This is a genomic window from Oceanispirochaeta sp. (assembly GCF_027859075.1).
Taxonomy (GTDB): Bacteria; Spirochaetota; Spirochaetia; order DSM-2461; family DSM-2461; genus Oceanispirochaeta.
Genome location: NZ_JAQIBL010000133.1, coordinates 1 through 21,872, shown reverse-complemented (window position 1 = coordinate 21,872; position 21,872 = coordinate 1). Strand labels below are relative to the sequence as shown.

The following is a 21,872-nucleotide window of genomic DNA, read 5'->3' as shown; positions in this document are numbered from 1 at the left end:
ATAAAGAATAGATATTCACCAAAAAAAAGATCTGAATAAATATATCAGCGTTTTTCTTTATAGTGGTGAAAACCCGAAATTTACCCCGGAATTTAGATCCGGGGTATTTTTTTGCCCAGGATACTTAACATACGTAGGGTATTCTTCTGTCTATTTGATAATTAGGGAATTCGCTTTCTCAATCTCTGTTGACAATCCAAATTTCCATGCATATTATGGAATTAAGTGGAAAAAAGTGGGGAAAAGTAGAATAAAGTGGAAATTAAGGGAATTAGAGGACAGTTCAGTACAACTCTTGATGAAAAAGGAAGAATGATGCTTCCTGCCAGGTTGAGGAGTCAGGTTCCATTGGATTCTCTGGTGTTGACCAAGAGTGTTGACCGCTGCCTCTGGCTCTTTCCTGTAGATCACTGGACACGTCTTGTTGAAGGTCTGAGTGCGAAACAGTCCCTTTTTAATGATCAGTACCAAATGATCTACCGGAGGCTTATTGCTCCTGCCGAAGAGATTGCCCTCGACAAGAGCGGAAGAATCAAGTTGTTGCCTTCACTGATGAAATCTGTCGGTCTGAACAGGGATTGTTCTCTCATCGGCATGGACGATCATATTGAGATCTGGGATGAGCGGGTGTACGAAGAGTACGAAGAAGCCTGTTCCCAGTCAGTTAAAGACGGTTGGAATAATCTTTCCGGAATGGGAGACCTGGGGCTGTAAATGGAAGAACAGAAATTTGTACATTTTTCAATCATGAAAGAAGAGGTCTGTTCCTTGCTGGCTCCTGACAAGCCGGGGCAGCTCCTGGTGGACTGCACCATGGGCGAGGGGGGGCACTCTTTAGAGTTTCTTTCCCGTTTTCCCGATCTGAATGTCGTCGGATTAGATGCCGATCCAGAGATTCAGAAAAAAGCAAAAGAACGCCTGGCATCCTATGGTGACAGGGTTAGCTTTGAAAATACATATTTTGATCAATATTTTAAGGATTATCTCGGATTGCCCCGGCCCGACAGAATACTGATAGACCTGGGAATCAGCATGTTTCACTATGAGGAAAGCGGAAGAGGGTTTACCTTTCGCAAAGACGAGCCTCTGGATATGCGTCTGAATCCGGAAAACCCCCTGTCTGCCTCTATTATCGTCAATGAGTACGAAGAGAACGACCTGGCCAATCTTATTTACGAATTTGGTGAGGAGCGGTACTCCAGACGGATTGCCAGAGCCATTGTCAGGGAGCGGAGCCTGACCCCTCTTGAGTCGGCCTTTCAGCTGGCGGAAATTATAAGTCATTCCGTTCCGCCTGCCTATCGGCATGGGCGAATCCATCCGGCAACCCGATCGTTTCAAGCCATCAGGATTGCTGTAAATGATGAATTGGGCCGTCTTCGTTCTGTCCTGCAGGATGCGGTTAAGGCACTTAATCCCGGCGGATTGATCGGAGTCATTACTTTCCATTCCCTGGAAGACCGGATTGTGAAACATTTTTTTAAAGATTTAAACCGGGATTGTATCTGTCCTCCCCAGCAGCCTCGCTGCAGTTGTGGTGGAGCCAGGGTTGTTGATGTCATTACACGCAAACCTCTTGTTCCCACCCCGGAAGAGATCAAGGTGAATCCTGCCTCCCGAAGTTCCAAACTTCGTGTTGCCAGAAGAATATCTGATTTCTGGAGGGAGTCTGATGTTTAAAAAAGTTCTGACTTTCATCTTCCTTTTGCTTTTTCCAGTTCTTTTGTGTCTGAATGTCTGGCAGAGCTTTCGCTATCAGCAGCTCCAGGATGATCTGGTGACCCTTCAGAAAAGACAGCTCGATTTGATTGAAAAGAATAAGAGAGCTCTGGCAGCCGTCGCTGTTTACAGCTCACCCTCACGGGTCGGCGTTCTTGCAAGAGAAAGTTCAGAGCTGAAGGTAGCCGATTCAGAGGATATTATTTTGCTTCAGAAGGAGGGGCAATGAATTCCCCTTTCAGTTTTTCAAAACTTCTGAATCTCTCGGGCGGTTTTTTTGTTGGTGAGAGAAGCCGCTGTGCTGAGCCTTCCACGATCTGTATTGATTCAAGAGAAGCCGGACCCCGTTCCCTCTTTGTACCCTTAAGGGGTGAAAGGACGGATGGTCATCTCCATATCGAATCCGCTGTGATCGCGGGCAGCTCGGCAGTCCTGGTGGAGCAGGCCTGGGCCGAGGCCCATACAGAGACCCTGCAGAGCTGGTCCTCTCTCTACCCGGTCCTGTTTTTTCCTGTGGATGATACATTGAAGCAGATGCAGGAGCTCGCAGCCAGTCACAGGATGCGTTTTTCCGATGTGAAGGTCATTGGAGTGACTGGCAGTAACGGGAAGACGACAACCAAAGAAATGATCGCCGCCATACTGGAAACGATGGGACGGACCTATAAGAATCATGGAAATTTGAATTCCGAAATTGGTCTTCCCTTGACGGTTCTCAGGATGAATCGGGAATATGATTTTGCCGTTTTGGAGATGGGAATCAATCACATCGGCGAGATGGATGTCCTGGTGGATATTGCCCGGCCCGATACTGCACTGATCACCAATATTGGAAGTGCGCATATTGGATATCTGGGAAGTAAAAGAAAAATTGCCGAAGAAAAGCGCAAGATATTCTCTTTTTTCGGAGAATCAAACAATGCGTTTATTTCTGAAAATGAAAAATTTGCCGATGTCCTTGCAGAAAATATGCAGGGTAAATTATACCGCTTTGGAGTCCGGTCACTGCCGGAGCTCAGAGAAGTTCAGGATATGGGCCTGGAAGGACAAAAACTGCTGTTTACCGACTGCACCATTCAATTAGTTCTTCCGGGAATCCACAATCTGAATAATGCCCTGGCCGCCGTTATGGTTACCAGGTCTCTGGGCGCCAGCTGGGATCAGGTCCGCATAGGTCTAGAGAATCTGAATGCTGTCTTCGGGCGGAGTCAGATTCTGAGAGGCCGTATCGATATTGTCCAGGATTGTTATAATGCCAATCCTGATTCTGTCGTGGCGGCTGTCAGGATGCTGGTGGGAATGCCGACACAGGGGCGCAGGCTTCTGGTGTTGGGCGATATGCTTGAATTGGGTGAAGAAAGTGAGGATTCTCACAAAACCATCGGCAGGACGTTAACCGACAGTCCTGTGGATAGGGTTTTTTTCTTCGGGACCGAAATGAAAGCCGCCGCCAGAGAATACAAGCTTGCAGGTAAGGATGTGTATCATACCGACGATTATCACAGCCTGGAAAAGACATTGCTTGCTGCTGTAGAGCCGGGAGACCTGGTTCTACTCAAAGGGTCCCGGGGGATGGAGCTTGAAAGACTGACTGCTCCCTTGTTGGAGGATCAGCAAAAGAAGATTTCCTGAGGATGTTCTTATCGTATCGGGAATCATTGAATTGTAAAATAGACTTTCTGCTGTGCAGAGGGGATGTTATGTATGTTCGGGAGGGGACATGTTTGAAGCGATATTTTATCCGCTTGTTAAGTATTTTTCTTTTTTTAATATCTTTAAATATATCAGCTTCCGCTCGGCCTATGCCGCAGTCACGGCTCTCCTCATTTCTTTCTTGTTTGGTCCCCGGGTTATCCGGATACTGACACAATTGAAGCTGGGGCAGGAGATCAGGAATGACGGACCCGAATCTCATCTGACTAAGGCCGGAACCCCGACCATGGGTGGGGTTCTGATTGTCTTCTCTGTGACCATTTCCATTCTACTCTGGCAGGATTTGAGTGAATACTATACCTGGGTCGTCCTGGTGTCCCTTATTGGATTTGGATTGCTCGGCTTCTTCGATGATTATCTCAAAATCTCAAGGAAGAGTTCCGATGGTCTGCGCTCAGGTTTGAAAGTCTGGGGTCAGCTTCTTGTTTCAACGGTGATCATGCTGATCCTGTATTTTTGTCAAAACGATCATACCACCTTGCTGTATCTTCCCTTCCTTAAAAATCCCGTTCTGGATCTGGGGATTCTGTACATTCCTTTCGGTGTTTTTCTTCTTGTGGGTTTCTCTAATGCTGTGAATCTGACTGACGGTCTGGACGGTTTGGCAACGGGTTTGATGATTATCGCCCTCATTGCTTTTACTGCCATAGCGTATCTGACGGGTCATGCCGTTTTTGCGGATTATCTTCAAATACCCTTTCTCACTGGATCCGGTGAACTGACAGTCTCCAGTTTTGCCCTCTTAGGGGCCTGTGTTGGTTTTCTATGGTTCAACTGTCATCCTTCAGAGATCATGATGGGAGATACGGGAAGTCTTGCCATGGGGGGATTTCTGGCCACCCTGGCACTCATTTTAAAAAAAGAGATTCTCCTTGTTATCATCGGCGGTGTTTTTGTGATTGAAACCGCCTCTGTGATGATTCAGGTCTATTCATTCAAAAAAACAGGGAAAAGAGTCTTTAAAATGGCCCCTCTTCATCATCACTTTGAACTGTCCGGTTGGGCTGAAAGCAAAGTTGTCGCTCGATTCTGGATACTGGGAGGCATGTTTGCCATCCTGGGATTGTCCACTCTGAAGATTCAATAAAGGGGCCGGGGATAAAATGAGACGGTATGAAGCGGACCGTATGATCATAAGAATGAGCGACTCAGGCCTTGTAGGCGTTATGGTCCTTTTAACAGGGACTGGAGTGAGTGCTTTGTTCTCTGCTTCTTACCATTTTGGCAGAGTAGCTGCGGGTAATCCGTTCTACTTCATCAATCGTCAGATTATATGGATTCTGTTGGGAGCACTGGTCAGTTTTATCCTGAGCCGCATGCCCCTCAGTTTGATCCGGAAAATGACAATCCCCTTTGTCATTATGACAATCATTTTGAATGTTTTGACTTATGTTCCCGGTATAGGCAGCACCTCCGGCGGAGCTACCAGGTGGATTGAGATTGGAGGGAACTCATTTCAACCCAGTGAGCTGGTCCGAGTCGCCCTGGTCCTCTATATGGCTCATATCCTGGATAAAAAGAAGGATAGTATGGATGATTTTCTGAATTCCATCCTGCCTGTTCTTCTCATGTCAGTGCTTATGACCAGTCTTGTGTATTTTCAGAATGATTTTTCTTCGGCTATTTATATTTTTCTTCTGGCAATCCTGCTCCTGTTCCTGGCTGGAATCAGCTGGTCCTATATCGCTGTCGGTACAATCGCCATCATGATTTCGGCTGTTCCCATGGTTCTGGCCAAACCCTACCGTCTGGAACGAATAAGATCCTGGCTCAGTCCCTTGTCTGATCCCAGCGGTTCAGGGTACCAGCTTATGAAATCCAGAATGGCTCTTCAGAATGGCCGTTTCTGGGGATTGGGGCTTGGGCAGGGTCAGGTAAAACTGGGAGGCCTCCCCGCGGCGCATTCAGATTTTGTATTTGCAGTAGTCGGAGAAGAAACCGGGTTCGCCGGTATTTTGTTTATCATTTTCCTCTTTCTTGTTTTTGCAATTAAGGGGTACTCCATAGCATTGAACAGTACCAGCTCCTATATCAGGCTGGCAGCCTTCGGGTTGACTTCTTCTGTTTATTTTCAGGTCCTGATCAATGTCGCTGTTGTCTGCGGAGCTCTTCCGGCAACAGGAATTCCACTTCCGCTGTTTTCGGCGGGAGGGACCTCTACGCTGGTAACCCTGGGCATATTCGGCCTCCTTATCAATTTCTCAAGGTACAAAGCCAAAGAACGGGAGGTGCTGTGCAATGGTTAAATCCTCAGTGACCCCCGTCTATAGAATGCTTCGCCGGGTCCTACTGGTGTTTATGAGCCTGCTTATTCTTGTTTTGGGAATTCAGGTTTGTCTTCACTTTCTGATCCTTCCCCGCATGCAGATCAGTCAGATACTTCTTGAAAGTACCTTGAATCTTCCCGATGCCCTTCTTCTTTCATTGGGCGGGCTGACCGGGAGTGAAAATTATATTTCTCTGGACAGTGATGAAATACGTAAGAACTTTGAGACCTCACCATTGATTCGGAAAGCCTATGTGGAAAAACAGTTTCCCGGTACATTGAAGATTATCATCTATAGAAGAGTCCCTCTGGGGATCGCTCTTTTGAAGAGTTCTGGAAAGGCTCATATGATAGCTTTTGATGAGTATGGAGTGGTCTTTGATGCTCCAGGAGTCTCGGGATACCGGGATCTTCCGGTTTTGAGCGGTATGGTGCCTGATGAAAAGAATGGAACAAAGGTTCTTCCTGAGTCTTTGTATCCTCTTTTACAGGATTTAAAGATACTGAGGAAAAACTCACCACTTTTATACGGACAGATTTCTGAAATATCTGTAAGACCCGATCAAGGTGTCTTGAATGAAATCAGGTTATATATCAGCTCATACAAGCTGCCGGTTGTAGTATCATCAGGGCTGACCGAAACACTTATGAAAAAGATTCTTCTGGTCCTGGATTCATTGAACACAGGCAAGTTGATGACAGATCTGGAATATGCAGACTTTAGAACAGAACAGGTTGTTCTGAAAACAAGGGAGGGCAATTAGTTTTGCCGGAAAAAGATATTGTCGTCGGACTTGATATCGGAACCAGCAGGGTTTCGGCTCTCATCTCAGAATACAATGACGCAGGAGTTTTATGCTTTGCAGGTGCCGGTTCAGTGCCGTCTGAAGGTTTGCGTAAGGGTGTCGTTGTGAACATCGAAGCAGCTCAAAAGGCCATTGCCAATGCCATTGAAGCGGCAGAGCAGGAAGCAGGCAGAACAGTTCATGATGTCTATACTGCCGTGACCAGCGGCAACGTGGAAGGTCTCAATTCAAGGGGTGTCGTGGCTGTGAGCGGAAAGGGCCGGGAAGTCACTTCTTATGATATTCACCGGGTGATAGACGCTGCCAGGGCCATCGCTATACCTATGGACAGAGAAATCCTTCATGTCGTTCCTCAGCATTTTATGGTGGATGACAAAGTCGGTATCCGTGATCCCCAGGATATGATCGGAGTCCGTCTTGAGGCGGATGTTCATATTATTACAGCCAGTATTGCCGCAACTCAAAATGTCATTAAATGCACAAACCGCAGCGGCTACAAGGTGAATGAGATCTCTCTGGAGTCGCTTGTGGCCTCAAAGAATATACTGTCTGACGATGAGAAGGAGATGGGTGTTCTGTATCTGGATATCGGTGGCGGTACCAGCGATGCCATTGTTTACTTTGAGGGGACGCCCCACTTTTCAGGTTCACTGCCTGTAGCGGGAGAGCAGGTCACAACGGACCTGTCTATTGTTCTTGAGCAGCCGATGGAGCAGGCTGAGGCCATAAAACTGAGCCAGGGAAAATGTTGGGAACCTCTGGTTGATCCATCTCAGGACGTACTTCTGCCGGGTATCGGCGGAAGGCCTCCTCGGAGTATCCCTGAGATTGATGTGTGCCGAATTATCCAGTCCAGGATGGCTGAGATTTTACTTCTTATAAGAAAGCAGCTCCACCAGAAAGGTTATCTGAATCGTTTGGGTGGAGGGGTTGTCATCGCAGGAGGGGGAGCACTTTTGCCCGGTGCGGGAGAACTGGCATCAGATATTTTTAAAAGACCCGTCAGGATTGCCATGCCTTCAGGCTTAAAAGACCTGCCGGGTGCCTGTCGAGGTCCCGAATGGGCCACAGTTGTCGGTTTAGTGATGGCCGCCAGAGATGAAGAAAATGCCTTGGGAAATGATACAGATGTACCCAGTGGGGTTTGGGGGCTCTGGCAACGCCTTAAAGAGTGGTTTACAAATTTTATATAGGAATCAACGGGTTTTAAACCTGTTAAAAAAATAAAACGACTAGATTGACATCTATCCTTGGGAGGGGATTTATGGAACTTGAAATACTGGAAGAGAAATTGGGAAATAAGACGGTCATCAAGGTGATCGGAGCAGGTGGCGGAGGCAGTAATGCTGTCAATCGAATGATAGCCTGTGGTGTGAAAGGAGTTGAGTTCATTGCAACCAATACGGATCTGCAGGCTCTGGATAAATCGGATGCTCCCATCAAGCTGCCCCTCGGCTCAAAGCTGACAGGGGGGCTTGGAGCCGGCGGAAATCCGGAAATCGGTGCACAGGCGGCAGACGAAGACAAGGAAATACTGAAAAATGTTCTCAAAGGGGCTGATATGGTCTTTATCACCGCCGGTATGGGTGGTGGCACAGGAACAGGGTCGGCTCCGGTTATCGCCAGAATAGCCCGTGAACTCGGGGCGCTGACTGTTGCGGTTGTGACAAAACCCTTTGGATTTGAGCAGAGGCGAAAAATGGCTCTTGCCGAAGAAGGTATCGATAAACTGTACAAGGAAGTCGACACTCTCATAACCATTCCCAATGAAAATCTAATGAAAATTGTTGAAAAGAATACACCCATCAGGGAAGCTTTTTTGATGGCAGATGATGTTTTACGAATGGGTGTTCAGGGAATCTCTGATTTGATAACACAGCATGGTGATATCAATATCGATTTTGCAGATGTCAAGGCTGTCATGCGCAATCAGGGCGAAGCCCTGATGGGAATCGGTAAAGGCCGAGGAGATAACCGAGCCATAGATGCAGCTACCAGTGCCATTAATAATCCGCTCCTTGAAGATGCCAATATCGATGGTGCCAAGGGACTTCTGGTCAATGTTTCCGGTGGAAGCAGCCTGACTCTCTCAGAATACAAGGAAGTCATGGAAATCATTGCCGAGAACATTGATCCTGATGCAACAGTCATTCCGGGAACTACCATCGATGATTCCATGGAAGATGAAATCAAGGTCACTGTCATTGCAACGGGATTCAGAAACAGAAAGGAAGAGAATGAGATTTCCGTCGAAGCGGCAATCCCGGAGATTCCCGGGCATAATGATGAAATCCTCCCTTATGAAAAATGGAAAAGTTTCTATGATGATGACAGCCGGGCCTCTGAGAACAACAACAGTCCTTTTCAGAGTCTTGTCGGAGCCGGACCTTCTGAGTCGGATCTTTATGTTCCCACCTATCTGAGAAACAGGAAAGTCGGAAACTGATCATGATATCAAGGGAATTATCCGGACAGTTTCAGATCTATCTCACCCTAGAGCTCCGTATGTCTCCCAATACGGTGGATGCATATCTGAGAGAAGTTCTGAAACTTGAGGAATTCCTGAAACAGGCCGGGAGAACCTGGCAGGATCTGGATACGCCTCTCCTGGAGAATTATCTTCTGGCGGTTCGGCAGAAAGAACAGGACTTGAGTCCCCGGACAATTTCCAGGATTCTAAGCAGCCTCAGATCTATGATGGAATTTCTGATCCTCAGCGGAAAGAGAGACGATAATCCATTACAGGGTATGAATATGCCCAGAATTACCCAATCTCTTCCGGAGGTCCTTTCACTGGATGAAGTGGAAGCCTTTCTGGAATCTATCCCTCTGGATACTCTTTTAGGACAGCGTGACAGGACTCTCTTTGAATTGATTTACAGCTGCGGTCTGCGTGTTTCTGAAGCAGTGGATCTGGAAATGACTCATCTTTATATGGAAGAAGGCATGATTCAGGTTTTTGGAAAAGGCGGAAAAGAACGGTGGGTCCCATTGGGACCTGTTGCCGAACACTGGTTGAGAATCTATCTCTCAGAAGTTCGCCCTCGCATCGTCAGGCCGGGATTTTTGACAAATACCGTTTTTTTGAATAACCGTGGCAAGGGTTTATCCCGCAAGGGTATGTGGAAGAATTTTAAAACCATAGCCGAAAGAGCTGGTGTCAGCGGTAAAATTCACACTTTGCGTCATTCTTTTGCAACCCATCTCCTTCAGGGCGGAGCCGACCTGAGAAGTGTTCAGGAAATGCTGGGACATTCTGATATCAGTACAACCCAGATATATACTCATCTGAACAGAAATGACCTGGAACAGGCTCATGGGAACTTTCATCCGAGGAGCAAGGCATGAAACATCGATTTATTCTGTTCCTTCTGCTGATCTCTGTCAGCTTCCTCCTGTTCTCCTGCCGACCTGGCCGTAATAATGATCTTGCCGAAAGAGTCTATGAACTGGAACAGGTTGGAAGTGCCGAGGCCGAGCCTGATGAGATCAGGGAAATCCGCAAAGACATCAATCATTGGGAAAAACAGCTGAATGACGCTATCACTGCCGGAAAAAATACGGGACGTTACTATAGGGTTCTGGGTCTGAAATTCATGGATTACAAGATGTTTGCTCCCGCACGGGACAGTTTTTCAAGGGCCATAGAAATCACTCCTGAGAATGGCAGGCTCTACTACTACAGAGCCGTCACCCAATCAAGGCTGGCGGTTGCACGAGACAGTGAGGCTGAAAAGGCCGAAGAACTGGCTCTTGCAGAAAAGGATTATCTCAAGGCCATCGCCCTGGAACCAAGGTTTATGTCTCCCAATTACAGCCTGGCAGTTCTGTATATATATGAATTGTCCCGGCCTTTTGAAGCAGAACCTTATTTGGAGAAGTATTTAGATATAGAGCGTAGTGACGGCAGAGCCATGCTCCTGTACGGTCAGCTCCTGGAGCAGATGGGTCAACCCGAAAAAGCAATGGATCAGTACACAAAACTCAGGACTCTGTCCGGGTATACAGCTGAAAAAGAGCAGGCAGAAATCTATCTGAACAGAATCAGGGAGGAGTCATTTTGATAGCATTGAATGTCCTGTTTGCCCTCAACCGATTAGGTTCTCTTAGACTGAATGAAAAACTGAAGATCCTGAATGGATTCAACAGTCCAGACTTGTTTTCAGGGCTGTCTCTCTATGAAATGGAATGGCTTTTAAGAAGAAAGCTCCGCATATCTTCTTTTGATCCCGACAAGCTGCTGGATCAAGGTGCTGAAGACCTTCAAAAAACAGAATCATTGAATATCAATTGGACCTGGTGCGGCGGTGCCGCCTACCCTGAAATTCTCAAAAATATATATGATCCGCCTTTTCTCCTTTTCTGGAAAGGGACTCTTCCGGCAGACTGTCCAGAGACTCTCGCCGTCGTTGGCACAAGAAAACCGACACTTCAGGCCGATAGAGCGGCCTTTGCCCTGGGGCTGGATGCCGGGGCTTCTGATATCCCCCTGATCTCCGGCATGGCTGCCGGCATTGACGGCGCCGCCCATAAGGGTGTTCTGTCAGGGGGAGGTAAAACATGGGCTGTACTGGGGACGGGATGTGACAGACCATACCCTGGAACACACAGGAAACTGGCCGCTGAAATTGTCAATCAGGGAGGGGGATTAATCTCGGAATTTTTACCGGGAACAGGACCCGCCCGTTACAATTTTCCCCAGAGGAACAGGATTATCAGCGGGCTGAGCCAGTCTATTGTTATCGTGCAGGCTCCCGGGCGCTCCGGTGCTTTGTATACGGCTGATTTTGCACTGGATCAGGGACGGGATGTTTATGTTCATGAGAGCGGCCTTTCTGGCAGAATCAGTAAGGGCAGTGCCGCTCTGTCCCGGCAGGGGGCAAAAGTCATCAGCAATCTAAAGGATATTTATCCTCACCTGGAAGCTCCGGCCCACTCTCTTCAGGAAAGCTTTGGTCTCTCATCTGGAACATGCGATGAAGCGGCATTGATGACATCAGGAATGATGCGCAAAGAGTTGGAAGGACAGTTGAAATTTTATAAAGGGAGGGTCCAATTTTGATGACTGTCAATGATAAAGATCTTCAGGACTATGAAAACCATATCAGGACTCTCCACGGGCTGTCAGAGCGAACACTTCGGGCCTATCGGAATGATATCAGTTCATGGCTTGAATTCCTGAAACAGCAGGAACTCTCATTGGAGGAAGCAGGCCGGGACGAGGCGCGTCTGTACATCAGTTCTCTCTCAATGAGGCAACTGGCGGCATCAACCATCAACAGATCCCTCTCTTCTCTCAAGAGCTTCTACAGCTTTCTTGAAATTCGCGGTGCTGTGAAGGGTAATCCCTTTACGGCTGTCCGTTCTATGAAAAAAACGGCAACTCTGCCGGTGTATCTGACCAATAGGGAAGTCAGTATCCTTCTGGACCATGTGGAGGGTGAAGATTTTACGGCCCATCGCGACAGAAGCCTTTTTGAAATGCTCTATTCTACGGGATGCCGGGTGAGCGAGCTCTGTCATCTCTCTGTTCAGTCTGTAGACCGCAACAGAATTCTGATTCGCGGGAAGGGAGGAAAGGAGCGCTATGTCTTTATCGGTGAAAAGGCCAGAATTGCCTTAAATGACTATCTCCCCCTGAGGAAAGCACGGCTGGTTCAGAAAGGTCTGCAAGACATTACGGCCCTCATTCTGGATGAACGCGGTCAGGGACTGACAACGAGGGGTGTCTACTATCTCCTTCAAAAGTATATGAGAAAATCCGGGTTGAACAGGAAAATCGGCCCTCATGCCTTCAGGCATGCTTTTGCCACGGAAATACTGAATGAGGGTGCGGATATCAGGGTTGTCCAGGAACTGCTGGGACATGCCAGCCTTTCCACAACTCAGGTCTATACCCACACGGGGATTGAAAGGATCCGGAAGGTTTACCGGAATGCTCATCCCCATGGAAAAAGAAATATTCACAGGAGAACTGTATGAAATTAAGAGGAACCACAATTCTGGCAGTCACTCGGAATGGCGAAATGGCCATGGCCGGAGACGGACAGGTGACCATGGGCGATTCTGTCGTCATGAAGGGAAATGCCCGGAAGGTCCGCCGCCTCCTGGGAGGACAGGTCATCTGCGGCTTTGCAGGCTCAACAGCGGATGCCTTCACTCTGGAAGAGCGATTCGAGGGTAAATTGAGAGAATTCGGCGGAGACCTGACCCGTGCTGCCGTTGAACTGGCTAAAGACTGGAGGACAGACCGGAATCTGCGCCGTCTGGAAGCCATGCTTCTGGTCATGGACAAGGAAAAAATACTCCTCCTCTCGGGGAATGGTGATGTGATCGAACCTGAAGGGGGCGCTATCGCCATAGGATCGGGCGGCAATTATGCTTATGCCGCAGCCAGAGCCTATCTGGACGGTTCTGATTTTTCTGCGGCAGAAATTGCCAGACGGTCCCTGGGTATAGCCGGAGATATCTGTGTCTTTACGAATCACAGCATCACTTTGGAGGAAATTTCATGAGTATAGGATTGGAACTGAAAACTCCCAAAGAGATTGTATCAGAGCTGGATAAATATATTATTGGTCAGGAAAAGGCAAAAAAGGCTGTGGCCATTGCCTTGAGAAACCGACTCAGACGATCCAGGTTACCTGATGATCTCAGAGATGAGATCGCTCCTAAAAATATCATCATGATAGGACCCACCGGGGTGGGTAAAACTGAAATTGCCCGTAGGCTTTCCAGGCTTTGCGGAGCCCCCTTTATCAAGGTGGAAGCCACGAAATTCACCGAGGTCGGGTATGTCGGGCGGGATGTGGAATCCATGGTCCGCGACCTGATGGCTGCAGCGGTCTCCATGGTTAAAGCAGAATTGAAAGAAGGTGTCCTGGAAGAGGCCAAGGCGGCAACTGAAGAAGCTCTTCTGGATCTTCTTCTTCCAGGTTCAAAGACTCAACAGCCCCTTCCTGATGCCCAGGGTAATCTTCCTGCTATCATTCCCGAATCTCCCGGAGCGCATACAAGAGAAGTTCTCCGGCGGAAACTGAAAGTTGGAGAGCTGGAAGACCGGGTTGTAGAAGTGAAAATTTCCGGCAGCGGCGGACCATCCATCGAAATCTTCTCGGGTGCAAACTTTGAATCCATGGATATGAACATGGGGGCTCTGGGGAATATCTTCGGGGGGATGAATAAAAAGACCCGCAAGGTGAAAGTATCCCAGGCGCGAGAAATCCTTCAGGGTGAACAGATGGATAAACTCATTGACAGTGATAATGCCACCGATATTGCCCGGGACCGTGTTCAGAATATGGGCATTATTTTCATTGATGAAATTGACAAGATTGCCAATAAAAATGGAACCTCGGGAGGACAGGATATCTCCCGGGAGGGTGTTCAAAGGGATATTCTACCTATTGTAGAAGGCTCTACAATCAATACAAAATACGGTATGGTCGATACTTCTCATGTCCTGTTTATTGCAGCAGGAGCCTTCAATCTGTCCAAACCATCAGATCTGATTCCTGAACTTCAGGGACGTTTTCCCATCCGGGTTGAGCTGGAGGATCTGAATGCAGATGCCTTCGAAATGATACTGACCCAGCCAAAAACCGCTCTGATCAAGCAGTACATTGAGCTTCTGGCGACGGAAGAGGTTACTCTGAACTTTACGGAACCTGCTATCCGCCGTCTGGCAGAGTTAGCAGAAGAGGTGAATAACCATACCGAGAATATCGGTGCCAGACGACTGCACACAATCATGGAGCATCTTTTGGAAGAGGTTTCGTTTAATGCTCCTGAAATGCAGGGCGAAACCGTTGATATTACTCCGGAATACGTCGAAAAACGCCTGGGAGATATCATTCAGGATCGGGATTTAAGCCGGTTTATCCTTTAGCTCTCAGGGCTTGAAGGAAAACAGCCCTAAAGGCTGTACCGGCAATAATATAATGGGGATTGGAAAGAGGTCATAAAAGACTAAGTGACCCCGGGGAATCTGCCGAAATTGAAAAGATAGAAGATTTTTATTTAAGGATGATAGGTATGTTTACAGGAAACAGTTTCGGAAAAACAGTGGATATTCTGCAGCGGACAATGGATACAAGCCTCCTGAGACGGGAAGTCATCTCCAATAATATCGCCAATGCGGAAACACCGGAATTCAAGAGGAGCGATGTCTCATTTGAAGCCGAACTGACCCGGGCCCTGGCGTCTGAGCAAAAACACACCCTCCCTGCCAAGGCAACGGATGAACGGCATATGAGTTTTAATCAGACCGTTGATTACCGCAGTGTCAGACCCCGCCGGGTTCTGGATTACCTGACCCAGAGTAAGAATAATGGAAATAACGTGGACATCGAGCAGGAAATAATGATGGCCACTCAGAATCAGATGATGTATGAGCTGATGTCCCAGTCTATAGGATTCCAGTTCAGTCAGATCAACATCGTCACACGATAGGCCCCCGGGCCATAGGAGAATAGTATGGGTTTATTCAGTTCGATTAACACTGCATCAACGGGTCTTTCAGCCGAAAGGATGAGACTGGATGTAATTTCAGATAACATTGCCAATGCCAATACAACCAGAACCAGTGATGGCGGACCCTTCAGACGAAGCCGTGTTGTATTCAGACCGATGGTGAACCAGCCCTACTGGAGAAGCCCCTTTCTTCCGGAACAGATGGACAATGGCATTGGAAAAGGTGTCAGGGTGTCAAAAATTGAGAAGGATATGGATGATGACTTGAGGCTCGTATATGATCCCACTCATCCAGACGCCATTAAGACAGGTCCTCAAAAGGGGTATGTTGAGTATCCCAATGTGAACATCGTCAATGAGATGGTAGACATGATTTCTGCTACCAGAGCGTATGAGGCTAATGTTGCCATCATGGACGGAAGCAAATCCATGTTTCAGAAGGCACTGCAGATCGGCCGTTAGCCCCCCTTAGGCCCAGAGTGGGAAGATCGTCAAGGCCCTTCGGCCCTGAGCAGATAGATCACCAAGCTTCTAAACGAGCCTTGGTAACAAAAGAAAACCGGAAGAAAAACTAAAATCCGGTAGGAGAAGAGCATGAGTCTGTTGAATACGATAAATGAAAACATGGTGGGCGGTAATTTCGTACCCATGAAAACAACCAGCCCTCTTCATTTGAAGGCTGTGAAAAATAGTGATCCCCAGGTCATTCCTGAGGAATCTTCCTTTGCCGACCTGGTTCGCAAAGGGTTGGCAGCGGCCAATAGTGACCAGATAGAGAGCGCTGATATCTTTGTTAAAATGATCAGCGATCCTGATTCTGTCGAAGTGCATGATGTGAGCATTGCCATGGCAAAAGCGAACATGTCCCTTCAAATGACAAAAAGTATAGTAGATGGAGCCGTTCAGGCTTACAAAGATATTATAAGTATGAGGTAACGAACCCTATGAAGGGCATCGGGATTTTCCCGGAGTCCTCAGGTTTCACCGTGGGAGGGGGAAATGCTGGAATGGATTAAGAAACTTTTATCTCAAATCGGAACGGTTTGGGGAAAGTGGAGCATTGTCCAGAAATTGATATTCGCAGGGATCTTAACCGGCGCCGTGGTGGGTATCCTGTTGTTGTTTACAGTCTCATCATCACCCAGTATGGTCCCTTTATTGGGTATTCCGATTACTGATCAGACGCAGAATGAACGGATCATTTTGAAACTGGATGAAGAAAATGTCGCCTATAAGCTGAATGCGGACGGTCGTATCTATGTGGCGGATGATAAAACTGCCAGACAGATGAGAGCCATATTGATCAGGGAAGATCTGATCCCACAGGGAACGGATCCCTGGGCCATCTTTGACGTGGAACGATGGACTCTCACGGATTTTGAACGGGATGTGAATCTGAGGCGGGCGATTACCGGCAATCTGGAACAGCATATCAAGGCTCTGGGAGATGTCGACAATGCCCAGGTTTCATTGGTTATTCCAGAACGTACGCTTTTTTCAAGCGATCAAAATCCAACTACCGTTTCAGTCATTGTCACTCCAAGACCCGGCAGTGATATTGCAGAGAACCGTAATAAGATTGAAGGCATTGTTAAACTGATTCAGTTTGCTGTGGAAGGTCTTAAATCGGAAAATATCACCATTCTGGACTACAGCGGACGAATCCTCAATGATTTTGAAGGGATGGAAAGTCTCGACAGGCTCGAACTGACCAGCAGAATGCTGAAACAGAAGAAATCTCTTGAAGTTCAGTATACCAATACTATTCTGGCGTCACTTCAGAATGTTTTCACCGCCAAGCGTGTGAATATTGTGAACATTGATATTGATCTTGAGTTTATCAATAAGACCATTGCTACTGAAGAGCATTATCCCATTACAGTGAGAGAGGATAATCCTGAGACTCCCTACAGCGAGCTGGAAACAGTAAACTCTATCACCATCAGCGAGAATACCAGTAATGAACTCTTTGAGGGAACCGGTTTCAATCCCGAAGGACCTCCCGGACAGGAGGGGCAGACTCCTCCTGCCTATAAGGATCTGAATAACCTGGTTGGGAAATATCAGACCAATAGTGCCACAAACAATGAGGTCGTCAATACCAGAAATGTTCAGGAAGAGAAGAGTCCATTTAATATTGCCAGAATCTCCGTGGCTGTAGCCGTGGACGGAATCTGGAACTGGGACTATGATGATAATGGAAAAGCTCTGATAGAAAAAGGAAGAATTCAACGGATTTATACTCCCGTTTCCGATGAGGATCTGGGTAAGGCCTTGACGCTGGTACAGCATGCCGTCGGTTTCAGCACCTCCCGGGGAGACTCTGTCACCGTACAGCATATCCCCTTTGACAGGAGTGCCGAGTTCAAGGCCGAAGATGATGAGTACCGCCGACTGCAGCAGATTCAGCAAACCATGCTTTTTTCCATAGTGGCACTGGTTATTCTGATTGCAGCCTTCTTTATCTTCAGAGTCATTTCCAAAGAGCTTGAGAGACGTAGACGCCTCAGGGAAGAGGAACTGGCCAGACAGCATCAGGCCATGAGAGAACAGACACTCAGGCAGGCAGAAGAAGAAGGCATTGATGTAGAAATGTCTGTTCAGGATCGTGCCCGCATGGAAATGCAGGAAAATGCCAAGAATATGGCTAGAGAACATCCTGAGGATGTGGCCAACCTGATCAGAACATGGCTGGCGGAGGAATAAGGAATGGCTAACAACCAGCAGGCGGGGAAAAGTCCCCATAAAGAAGATCTCACGGGAAAACAGAAGGCAGCGGTCTTTCTGGTCACACTGGGAGCAGATATTTCTTCGGAAGTGTTTAAACACCTCAGAGAAGATGAAATTGAAATCCTGACCTTTGAGATTGCCCGACTAGGAAATATTGATTCCGAATCAAGGGATCTGGTCCTTCAGGAGTTTCAGGAACTCATGATGGCATCGGACTTTATCTCTTCCGGTGGAATTGACTATGCCCGGGAACTGCTGGAAAAATCTTTGGGAAGCCAGAAAGCGGTGGATATAATCAACCGTTTGACAAGTTCCCTTAAAACCAGACCCTTTGATTTTGTCCGCCGGACAGATCCGGCACATCTTCTGAACTTTATACAGCAGGAGCATCCCCAAACCATTGCTCTTATCCTGGCCTATCTGGAACCGTTGAAAGCCTCTCAAATCCTGGGGAATCTGCCCCAGGAAAAACAGTCGGATGTGGCTAAACGAATTGCCACCATGGATAGGACCTCACCGGAAATCCTCAGAGAAGTAGAAAGGGTATTAGAGAAAAAACTCTCATCTCTGTCATCGGAAGATTATACCTCTGCCGGTGGTGTAGGGAGCATCGTTGATATCCTTAATCTGGTAGACCGGACGACTGAGAAGACGATTATCGAGTCTCTGGAAGAGGAAGATCCGGAACTGGCTGAAGAAATCAAGAAGAGAATGTTTGTATTTGAAGAAATTATCATGCTTGACGACAGGGCCGTGCAGAGGGTCATGCGTGAAGTGGATACGGCGGAGCTCGCTAAGGCCCTCAAGGCGGTAGACCCGGAAGTACAAGATAAAATATTCAGGAATATGTCCAAGCGTGCTGCCTCACTGTTAAAAGAGGATATGGACTTTATGGGACCCACCAGACGAAAAGATGTGGAAGAGGCCCAGCAGAAAATCGTTTCTGTAATCAGGAAACTGGAAGAGCAGGGCGAAGTTGTTATTGCCAGAAGCGGTGAAGAAGATGTTCTGGTCTAGGCCCTCGGGAGTATAAATTATGGCAAAAAATCTGTTCAGACCCATGGAAATTGTGAACCTCACAGCCCAGAAAGTATCGATTTCGGCTCCGGTCTTTTATGCCGAAGAAGATCTGGATGAAGCACTGGATGTTGATGAGTATACAGGACCCACCGCGGATGATCTGAGACGGGAAGCCGAGATGTTCAAGGCAGGTTGGGAAGAAGAAAAACAGAGTATGATCCAGAGAGCCGAAGATGAGGCTGAAAGGATTCAGAAAGAGGCTCAGGAAACCGCCTTTGAAGAAGTCCGCCGAAAGACGGACCAGGCTGCCCGGGAAAAAATAGAGGCCGAGAGTGAAGCCGCCCGGATCCTCGCCCAGGCCAGAACCGATGCCGAAAAGCTTGTTTCCGATGCACATCTTCAAGTTACTGTTATCGAAGAGGATGCCAGAAAGAAAGGTGAAGATGCCGGCCGGGAGGAAGGTTATCAGGAAGGCCGGAAAGAGGCGGAGCGGCTGATCGAACGCCTTCATGTTATCATTGACAAGGCCATCGAGAAGCGGGAAGAGATGATTAATGAAGCAGAAACTCAGATGATCGATCTGGTGCTGCTTATCGCCCGTAAGGTCATCAAGGTCATCTCGGAAAATCAGAAAAATGTGGTTGTCAATAATATTGTCCAGGCCCTTCGAAAGCTGAAAAGCCGAGGAGATGTGGCTGTCCGGGTCAACCTGGCCGATCTGGATCTGGCAACCGATCATACCCGTGATTTCATGAAAATGGTGGAGAATGTAAAATCCATTACTATTCTGGAGGATACCTCTGTCGATCCTGGAGGCTGTATTATTGAAACGGATTTTGGACAGATCGATGCCAGAATCACAAGTCAGTTGAAAGAGATTGAAGAGAAGATCATGGAACTCGTGCCCATCAAGGTGAAGGGTGAGCAGTAAGTCTGCCTCCTGACACTTTAGAACGGGCATGCCGCTGGGGAGGGGAACATGCTGGAACGCTATATAGAAACTGTTCAGGAACTGGATACGGTCAAATACCAGGGTCGGGTCATCCGTGTACAGGGAAGTCTCATTGAATCCAATGGCCCCCAGGCAGTGGTGGGTGAAGTGTGCCGTATCATCATCCCCCGTACGAATAAAGAACATCTCGCCGAAGTCGTCGCTCTCAAGGATCAGAGGGTCCAGCTTATGCCCTACGATGATATCCAGGGTATTGAGGCGGGCTGTCCTGTCATTGCTACGGGTGAGCAGTTAAAGGTTCAGATCTCAGATGATCTTCTAGGCCGAGTTCTGGACGGTCTGGGGCATCCTATCGACGGCCGGGGAGGCATCAAGGGAGGCAAGCATTATTCCGTGTTCCGGACACCTCCCTCTCCTCTTCATAGAAAGCCCATTGATAAACAAATCATAACAGGCATCCGTTCCATTGATAGTATGATTCCTCTTGGTGAAGGACAGAGAATTGGTATTTTTTCCGGTTCGGGTGTCGGTAAATCAACCTTGCTGGGGATGATAGCCCGGAATACCTCCGCAGATATCAATGTGATCGCCCTCATCGGTGAGCGGGGACGGGAAGTCCGGGAATTTATTGAAAATGATCTGGGGGCGGAAGGGTTGAAGCGGTCAGTCCTTGTTGTTTCGACAGGAGATACTTCTGCCCTGAGCAGGGTCCGCGGTGCCTTCTCTGCCACAACCATCGCCGAATATTTCAGGGATCAGGGCAAAAATGTCATGCTCCTTTTTGATTCGGTGACCCGCCTGGCCATGAGTCAGAGAGAAATCGGATTGGCTGTCGGTGAGCCTCCCGCTACCCGTGGTTATACACCTTCTGTTTTTACACTCCTTCCCAAGCTTCTGGAGCGGAGCGGTACTTCCGATAAAGGAACCATCACCGGTGTATATACAATTCTGGTAGAAGGGGATGATATGGAAGAGCCTGTCACTGATGCGGTCAGAGGTATTTTGGACGGCCATATCGTTTTGACCCGGAAACTTGCCGAAAAATATCACTACCCTGCTGTGGACATTCTCGGGTCTGTTTCCAGACTCGAAAACAAGGTCATGCCCCTCCGGATGAGGAATAATGCAGGGCATATCCGAAAACTTCTGGCTTTGTATACGGAAAAGGAAGATTTAATTTCCGTAGGAGCCTATGCCCGCGGGTCTAATCCCCAGGTGGATGAAGCCATCAGCAAGATTGATGATATCAATGAATTCCTGAAGCAGGATATAGAAGAAAAAGCCGATTTGAGGACGACACTGATCGAAGCCGGTAAGATAAGCGGAGACGATTTAAGCGAGGAATTGAAGGATACACTGAGTGATACACTGAGTGATAAACTGACAGACAAGGATCTCAGAGATGAAAAGATTTCAATTTACACTTGAATCCATCCTCGAGCTCCGTCTGGAAGAGGAACAGGAGGCTGAAATGCACCTGGGACGAGCCATGGGTGAATGGAATTCTCTGAATGAAAAGAAAATGAAGCACCTGGCAATCAAGAAAAAACAAAGCCGGTCCGGTTCATCGGCTGATCTCCTCCAAACAGGCTTGTATCTGGCCAGGATTGATCAGGAAATCATCCGTTTTCAGAAGGACCTGGATTCCCGCAAGGATGAACTTGAACGGCTCAGAGAAGAATACAGAGCCGCCCGGGCAAAAAGGGAAGGTCTGGATAAGCTGAAGGATAAACGAAAAATTGAGCATAATGATATTCGGAAAAGGGTGGAAGCCCATGCTCTGGATGATCTTTTAAATAATATGAATAGACTGAAACAGGCAGGGGACTGATATGGCTGGCATACAAGGCAGCGCCGGAGTGGCGAAAATCTTATTTCTCATCATATTGATTGTTGTACTCATCCTAGGGGGGCTGCTCTGGGTCGATTTTCTGGGGCTTATAGATGCCAGAGAAACCCTGGCTCCTGTGCTGAAAATGGTCCGTATCGATGTTCCTGAGGCCGTGGAACAGCCTGATGATCTTTATCTTCTGGACAAGGAGAGGCTGGGTAAACAGCAGGAGGCACTCGACATCTTTGAAGCCTCCCTTGTAGCCCGTGAAGAAGGCATCCTTCTCAGGGAAGCAGAACTGGAAGAATTGACAAGTCAATTGGAAGAAAAGCAGAAATCTATTGAGGAGAAAGAGAAATCTCT

The 21,872-nt window shown here is 47.8% G+C and carries 23 protein-coding genes and 1 pseudogene; all 24 read left to right on the top strand.

The window, feature by feature from the left end:
* Positions 1–255 precede the first annotated feature (255 nt).
* Entirely contained in the window at positions 256–714 is a 459-nt protein-coding gene (gene mraZ / locus PF479_RS07725; protein WP_298004479.1) for a division/cell wall cluster transcriptional repressor MraZ, read from the top strand.
* A complete protein-coding gene (gene rsmH, locus PF479_RS07720; protein ID WP_298004476.1) occupies positions 715–1,680 on the top strand; it encodes a 16S rRNA (cytosine(1402)-N(4))-methyltransferase RsmH in 966 nt (321 codons plus the stop codon).
* Positions 1,673–1,948, top strand: a complete 276-nt coding sequence (locus tag PF479_RS07715; RefSeq protein ID WP_298004474.1) for a hypothetical protein — start codon at positions 1,673–1,675, stop codon at positions 1,946–1,948. Before rsmH ends, PF479_RS07715 begins: the two co-directional genes overlap by 8 nt.
* Positions 1,945–3,351 carry a UDP-N-acetylmuramoyl-tripeptide--D-alanyl-D-alanine ligase gene (gene murF / locus PF479_RS07710; RefSeq protein ID WP_298004471.1) on the top strand — a complete coding sequence of 469 codons (1,407 nt, stop codon included), beginning with the start codon at positions 1,945–1,947 and terminating at the stop codon, positions 3,349–3,351. Before PF479_RS07715 ends, murF begins: the two co-directional genes overlap by 4 nt.
* 88 nt (positions 3,352–3,439) lie before the next feature.
* Positions 3,440–4,519, top strand: coding sequence for a phospho-N-acetylmuramoyl-pentapeptide-transferase (gene mraY, locus PF479_RS07705; protein WP_298004467.1), 1,080 nt, complete (start codon positions 3,440–3,442; stop codon positions 4,517–4,519).
* Between the two features lie 16 nt (positions 4,520–4,535).
* Positions 4,536–5,678: a putative lipid II flippase FtsW gene (ftsW, locus tag PF479_RS07700; RefSeq protein WP_298004464.1), complete on the top strand. Its 1,143-nt coding sequence runs from the start codon at positions 4,536–4,538 to the stop codon at positions 5,676–5,678.
* Positions 5,671–6,462: an FtsQ-type POTRA domain-containing protein gene (locus tag PF479_RS07695; RefSeq protein WP_298004461.1), complete on the top strand. Its 792-nt coding sequence runs from the start codon at positions 5,671–5,673 to the stop codon at positions 6,460–6,462. Before ftsW ends, PF479_RS07695 begins: the two co-directional genes overlap by 8 nt.
* Positions 6,463–6,464: 2 nt before the next feature.
* Complete coding sequence (gene ftsA / locus PF479_RS07690; protein WP_298004458.1) at positions 6,465–7,697, top strand: cell division protein FtsA; 1,233 nt, start codon at positions 6,465–6,467, stop codon at positions 7,695–7,697.
* A gap of 71 nt (positions 7,698–7,768) precedes the next feature.
* A complete protein-coding gene (gene ftsZ / locus PF479_RS07685; RefSeq protein WP_298004455.1) occupies positions 7,769–8,950 on the top strand; it encodes a cell division protein FtsZ in 1,182 nt (393 codons plus the stop codon).
* Positions 8,951–8,952: 2 nt separating this feature from the next.
* Complete coding sequence (locus PF479_RS07680; protein WP_298004453.1) at positions 8,953–9,852, top strand: site-specific tyrosine recombinase; 900 nt, start codon at positions 8,953–8,955, stop codon at positions 9,850–9,852.
* Complete coding sequence (locus PF479_RS07675) at positions 9,849–10,568, top strand: hypothetical protein (RefSeq protein ID WP_298004451.1); 720 nt, start codon at positions 9,849–9,851, stop codon at positions 10,566–10,568. The genes PF479_RS07680 and PF479_RS07675 overlap by 4 nt, the downstream gene beginning before the upstream one ends.
* Positions 10,565–11,566: a DNA-processing protein DprA gene (dprA, locus tag PF479_RS07670; protein WP_298004449.1), complete on the top strand. Its 1,002-nt coding sequence runs from the start codon at positions 10,565–10,567 to the stop codon at positions 11,564–11,566. Before PF479_RS07675 ends, dprA begins: the two co-directional genes overlap by 4 nt.
* Positions 11,566–12,486, top strand: coding sequence for a site-specific tyrosine recombinase/integron integrase (gene xerA / locus PF479_RS07665; protein WP_298004446.1), 921 nt, complete (start codon positions 11,566–11,568; stop codon positions 12,484–12,486). Before dprA ends, xerA begins: the two co-directional genes overlap by 1 nt.
* Entirely contained in the window at positions 12,483–13,019 is a 537-nt protein-coding gene (gene hslV / locus PF479_RS07660; protein ID WP_298004443.1) for an ATP-dependent protease subunit HslV, read from the top strand. Before xerA ends, hslV begins: the two co-directional genes overlap by 4 nt.
* A complete protein-coding gene (gene hslU, locus PF479_RS07655) occupies positions 13,016–14,392 on the top strand; it encodes an ATP-dependent protease ATPase subunit HslU (protein ID WP_298004441.1) in 1,377 nt (458 codons plus the stop codon). Before hslV ends, hslU begins: the two co-directional genes overlap by 4 nt.
* A gap of 146 nt (positions 14,393–14,538) precedes the next feature.
* Positions 14,539–14,955 carry a flagellar basal body rod protein FlgB gene (gene flgB / locus PF479_RS07650; protein ID WP_298004438.1) on the top strand — a complete coding sequence of 139 codons (417 nt, stop codon included), beginning with the start codon at positions 14,539–14,541 and terminating at the stop codon, positions 14,953–14,955.
* 24 nt (positions 14,956–14,979) lie between these two features.
* Positions 14,980–15,438: a flagellar basal body rod protein FlgC gene (gene flgC, locus PF479_RS07645; RefSeq protein WP_298004436.1), complete on the top strand. Its 459-nt coding sequence runs from the start codon at positions 14,980–14,982 to the stop codon at positions 15,436–15,438.
* A gap of 132 nt (positions 15,439–15,570) precedes the next feature.
* On the top strand, positions 15,571–15,912 hold the full coding sequence (gene fliE, locus PF479_RS07640) for a flagellar hook-basal body complex protein FliE (protein WP_298004433.1): 342 nt from the start codon (positions 15,571–15,573) through the stop codon (positions 15,910–15,912).
* Positions 15,913–15,975: 63 nt separating this feature from the next.
* A complete protein-coding gene (fliF, locus tag PF479_RS07635) occupies positions 15,976–17,682 on the top strand; it encodes a flagellar basal-body MS-ring/collar protein FliF (protein ID WP_298004430.1) in 1,707 nt (568 codons plus the stop codon).
* A gap of 3 nt (positions 17,683–17,685) precedes the next feature.
* On the top strand, positions 17,686–18,723 hold the full coding sequence (fliG, locus tag PF479_RS07630) for a flagellar motor switch protein FliG (RefSeq protein WP_298004427.1): 1,038 nt from the start codon (positions 17,686–17,688) through the stop codon (positions 18,721–18,723).
* A 19-nt stretch (positions 18,724–18,742) separates the two neighbouring features.
* Positions 18,743–19,657 (top strand): flagellar assembly protein FliH, encoded by a 915-nt coding sequence (fliH, locus tag PF479_RS07625; protein WP_298004424.1) that lies wholly within the window; start codon positions 18,743–18,745, stop codon positions 19,655–19,657.
* A gap of 48 nt (positions 19,658–19,705) precedes the next feature.
* Positions 19,706–21,106, top strand: coding sequence for a FliI/YscN family ATPase (locus tag PF479_RS07620; RefSeq protein WP_298004421.1), 1,401 nt, complete (start codon positions 19,706–19,708; stop codon positions 21,104–21,106).
* A complete protein-coding gene (gene fliJ, locus PF479_RS07615; protein ID WP_298004418.1) occupies positions 21,081–21,509 on the top strand; it encodes a flagellar export protein FliJ in 429 nt (142 codons plus the stop codon). Before PF479_RS07620 ends, fliJ begins: the two co-directional genes overlap by 26 nt.
* Position 21,510: 1 nt before the next feature.
* A pseudogene (locus PF479_RS07610) lies at positions 21,511–21,872 on the top strand (hypothetical protein); the annotation flags it as partial.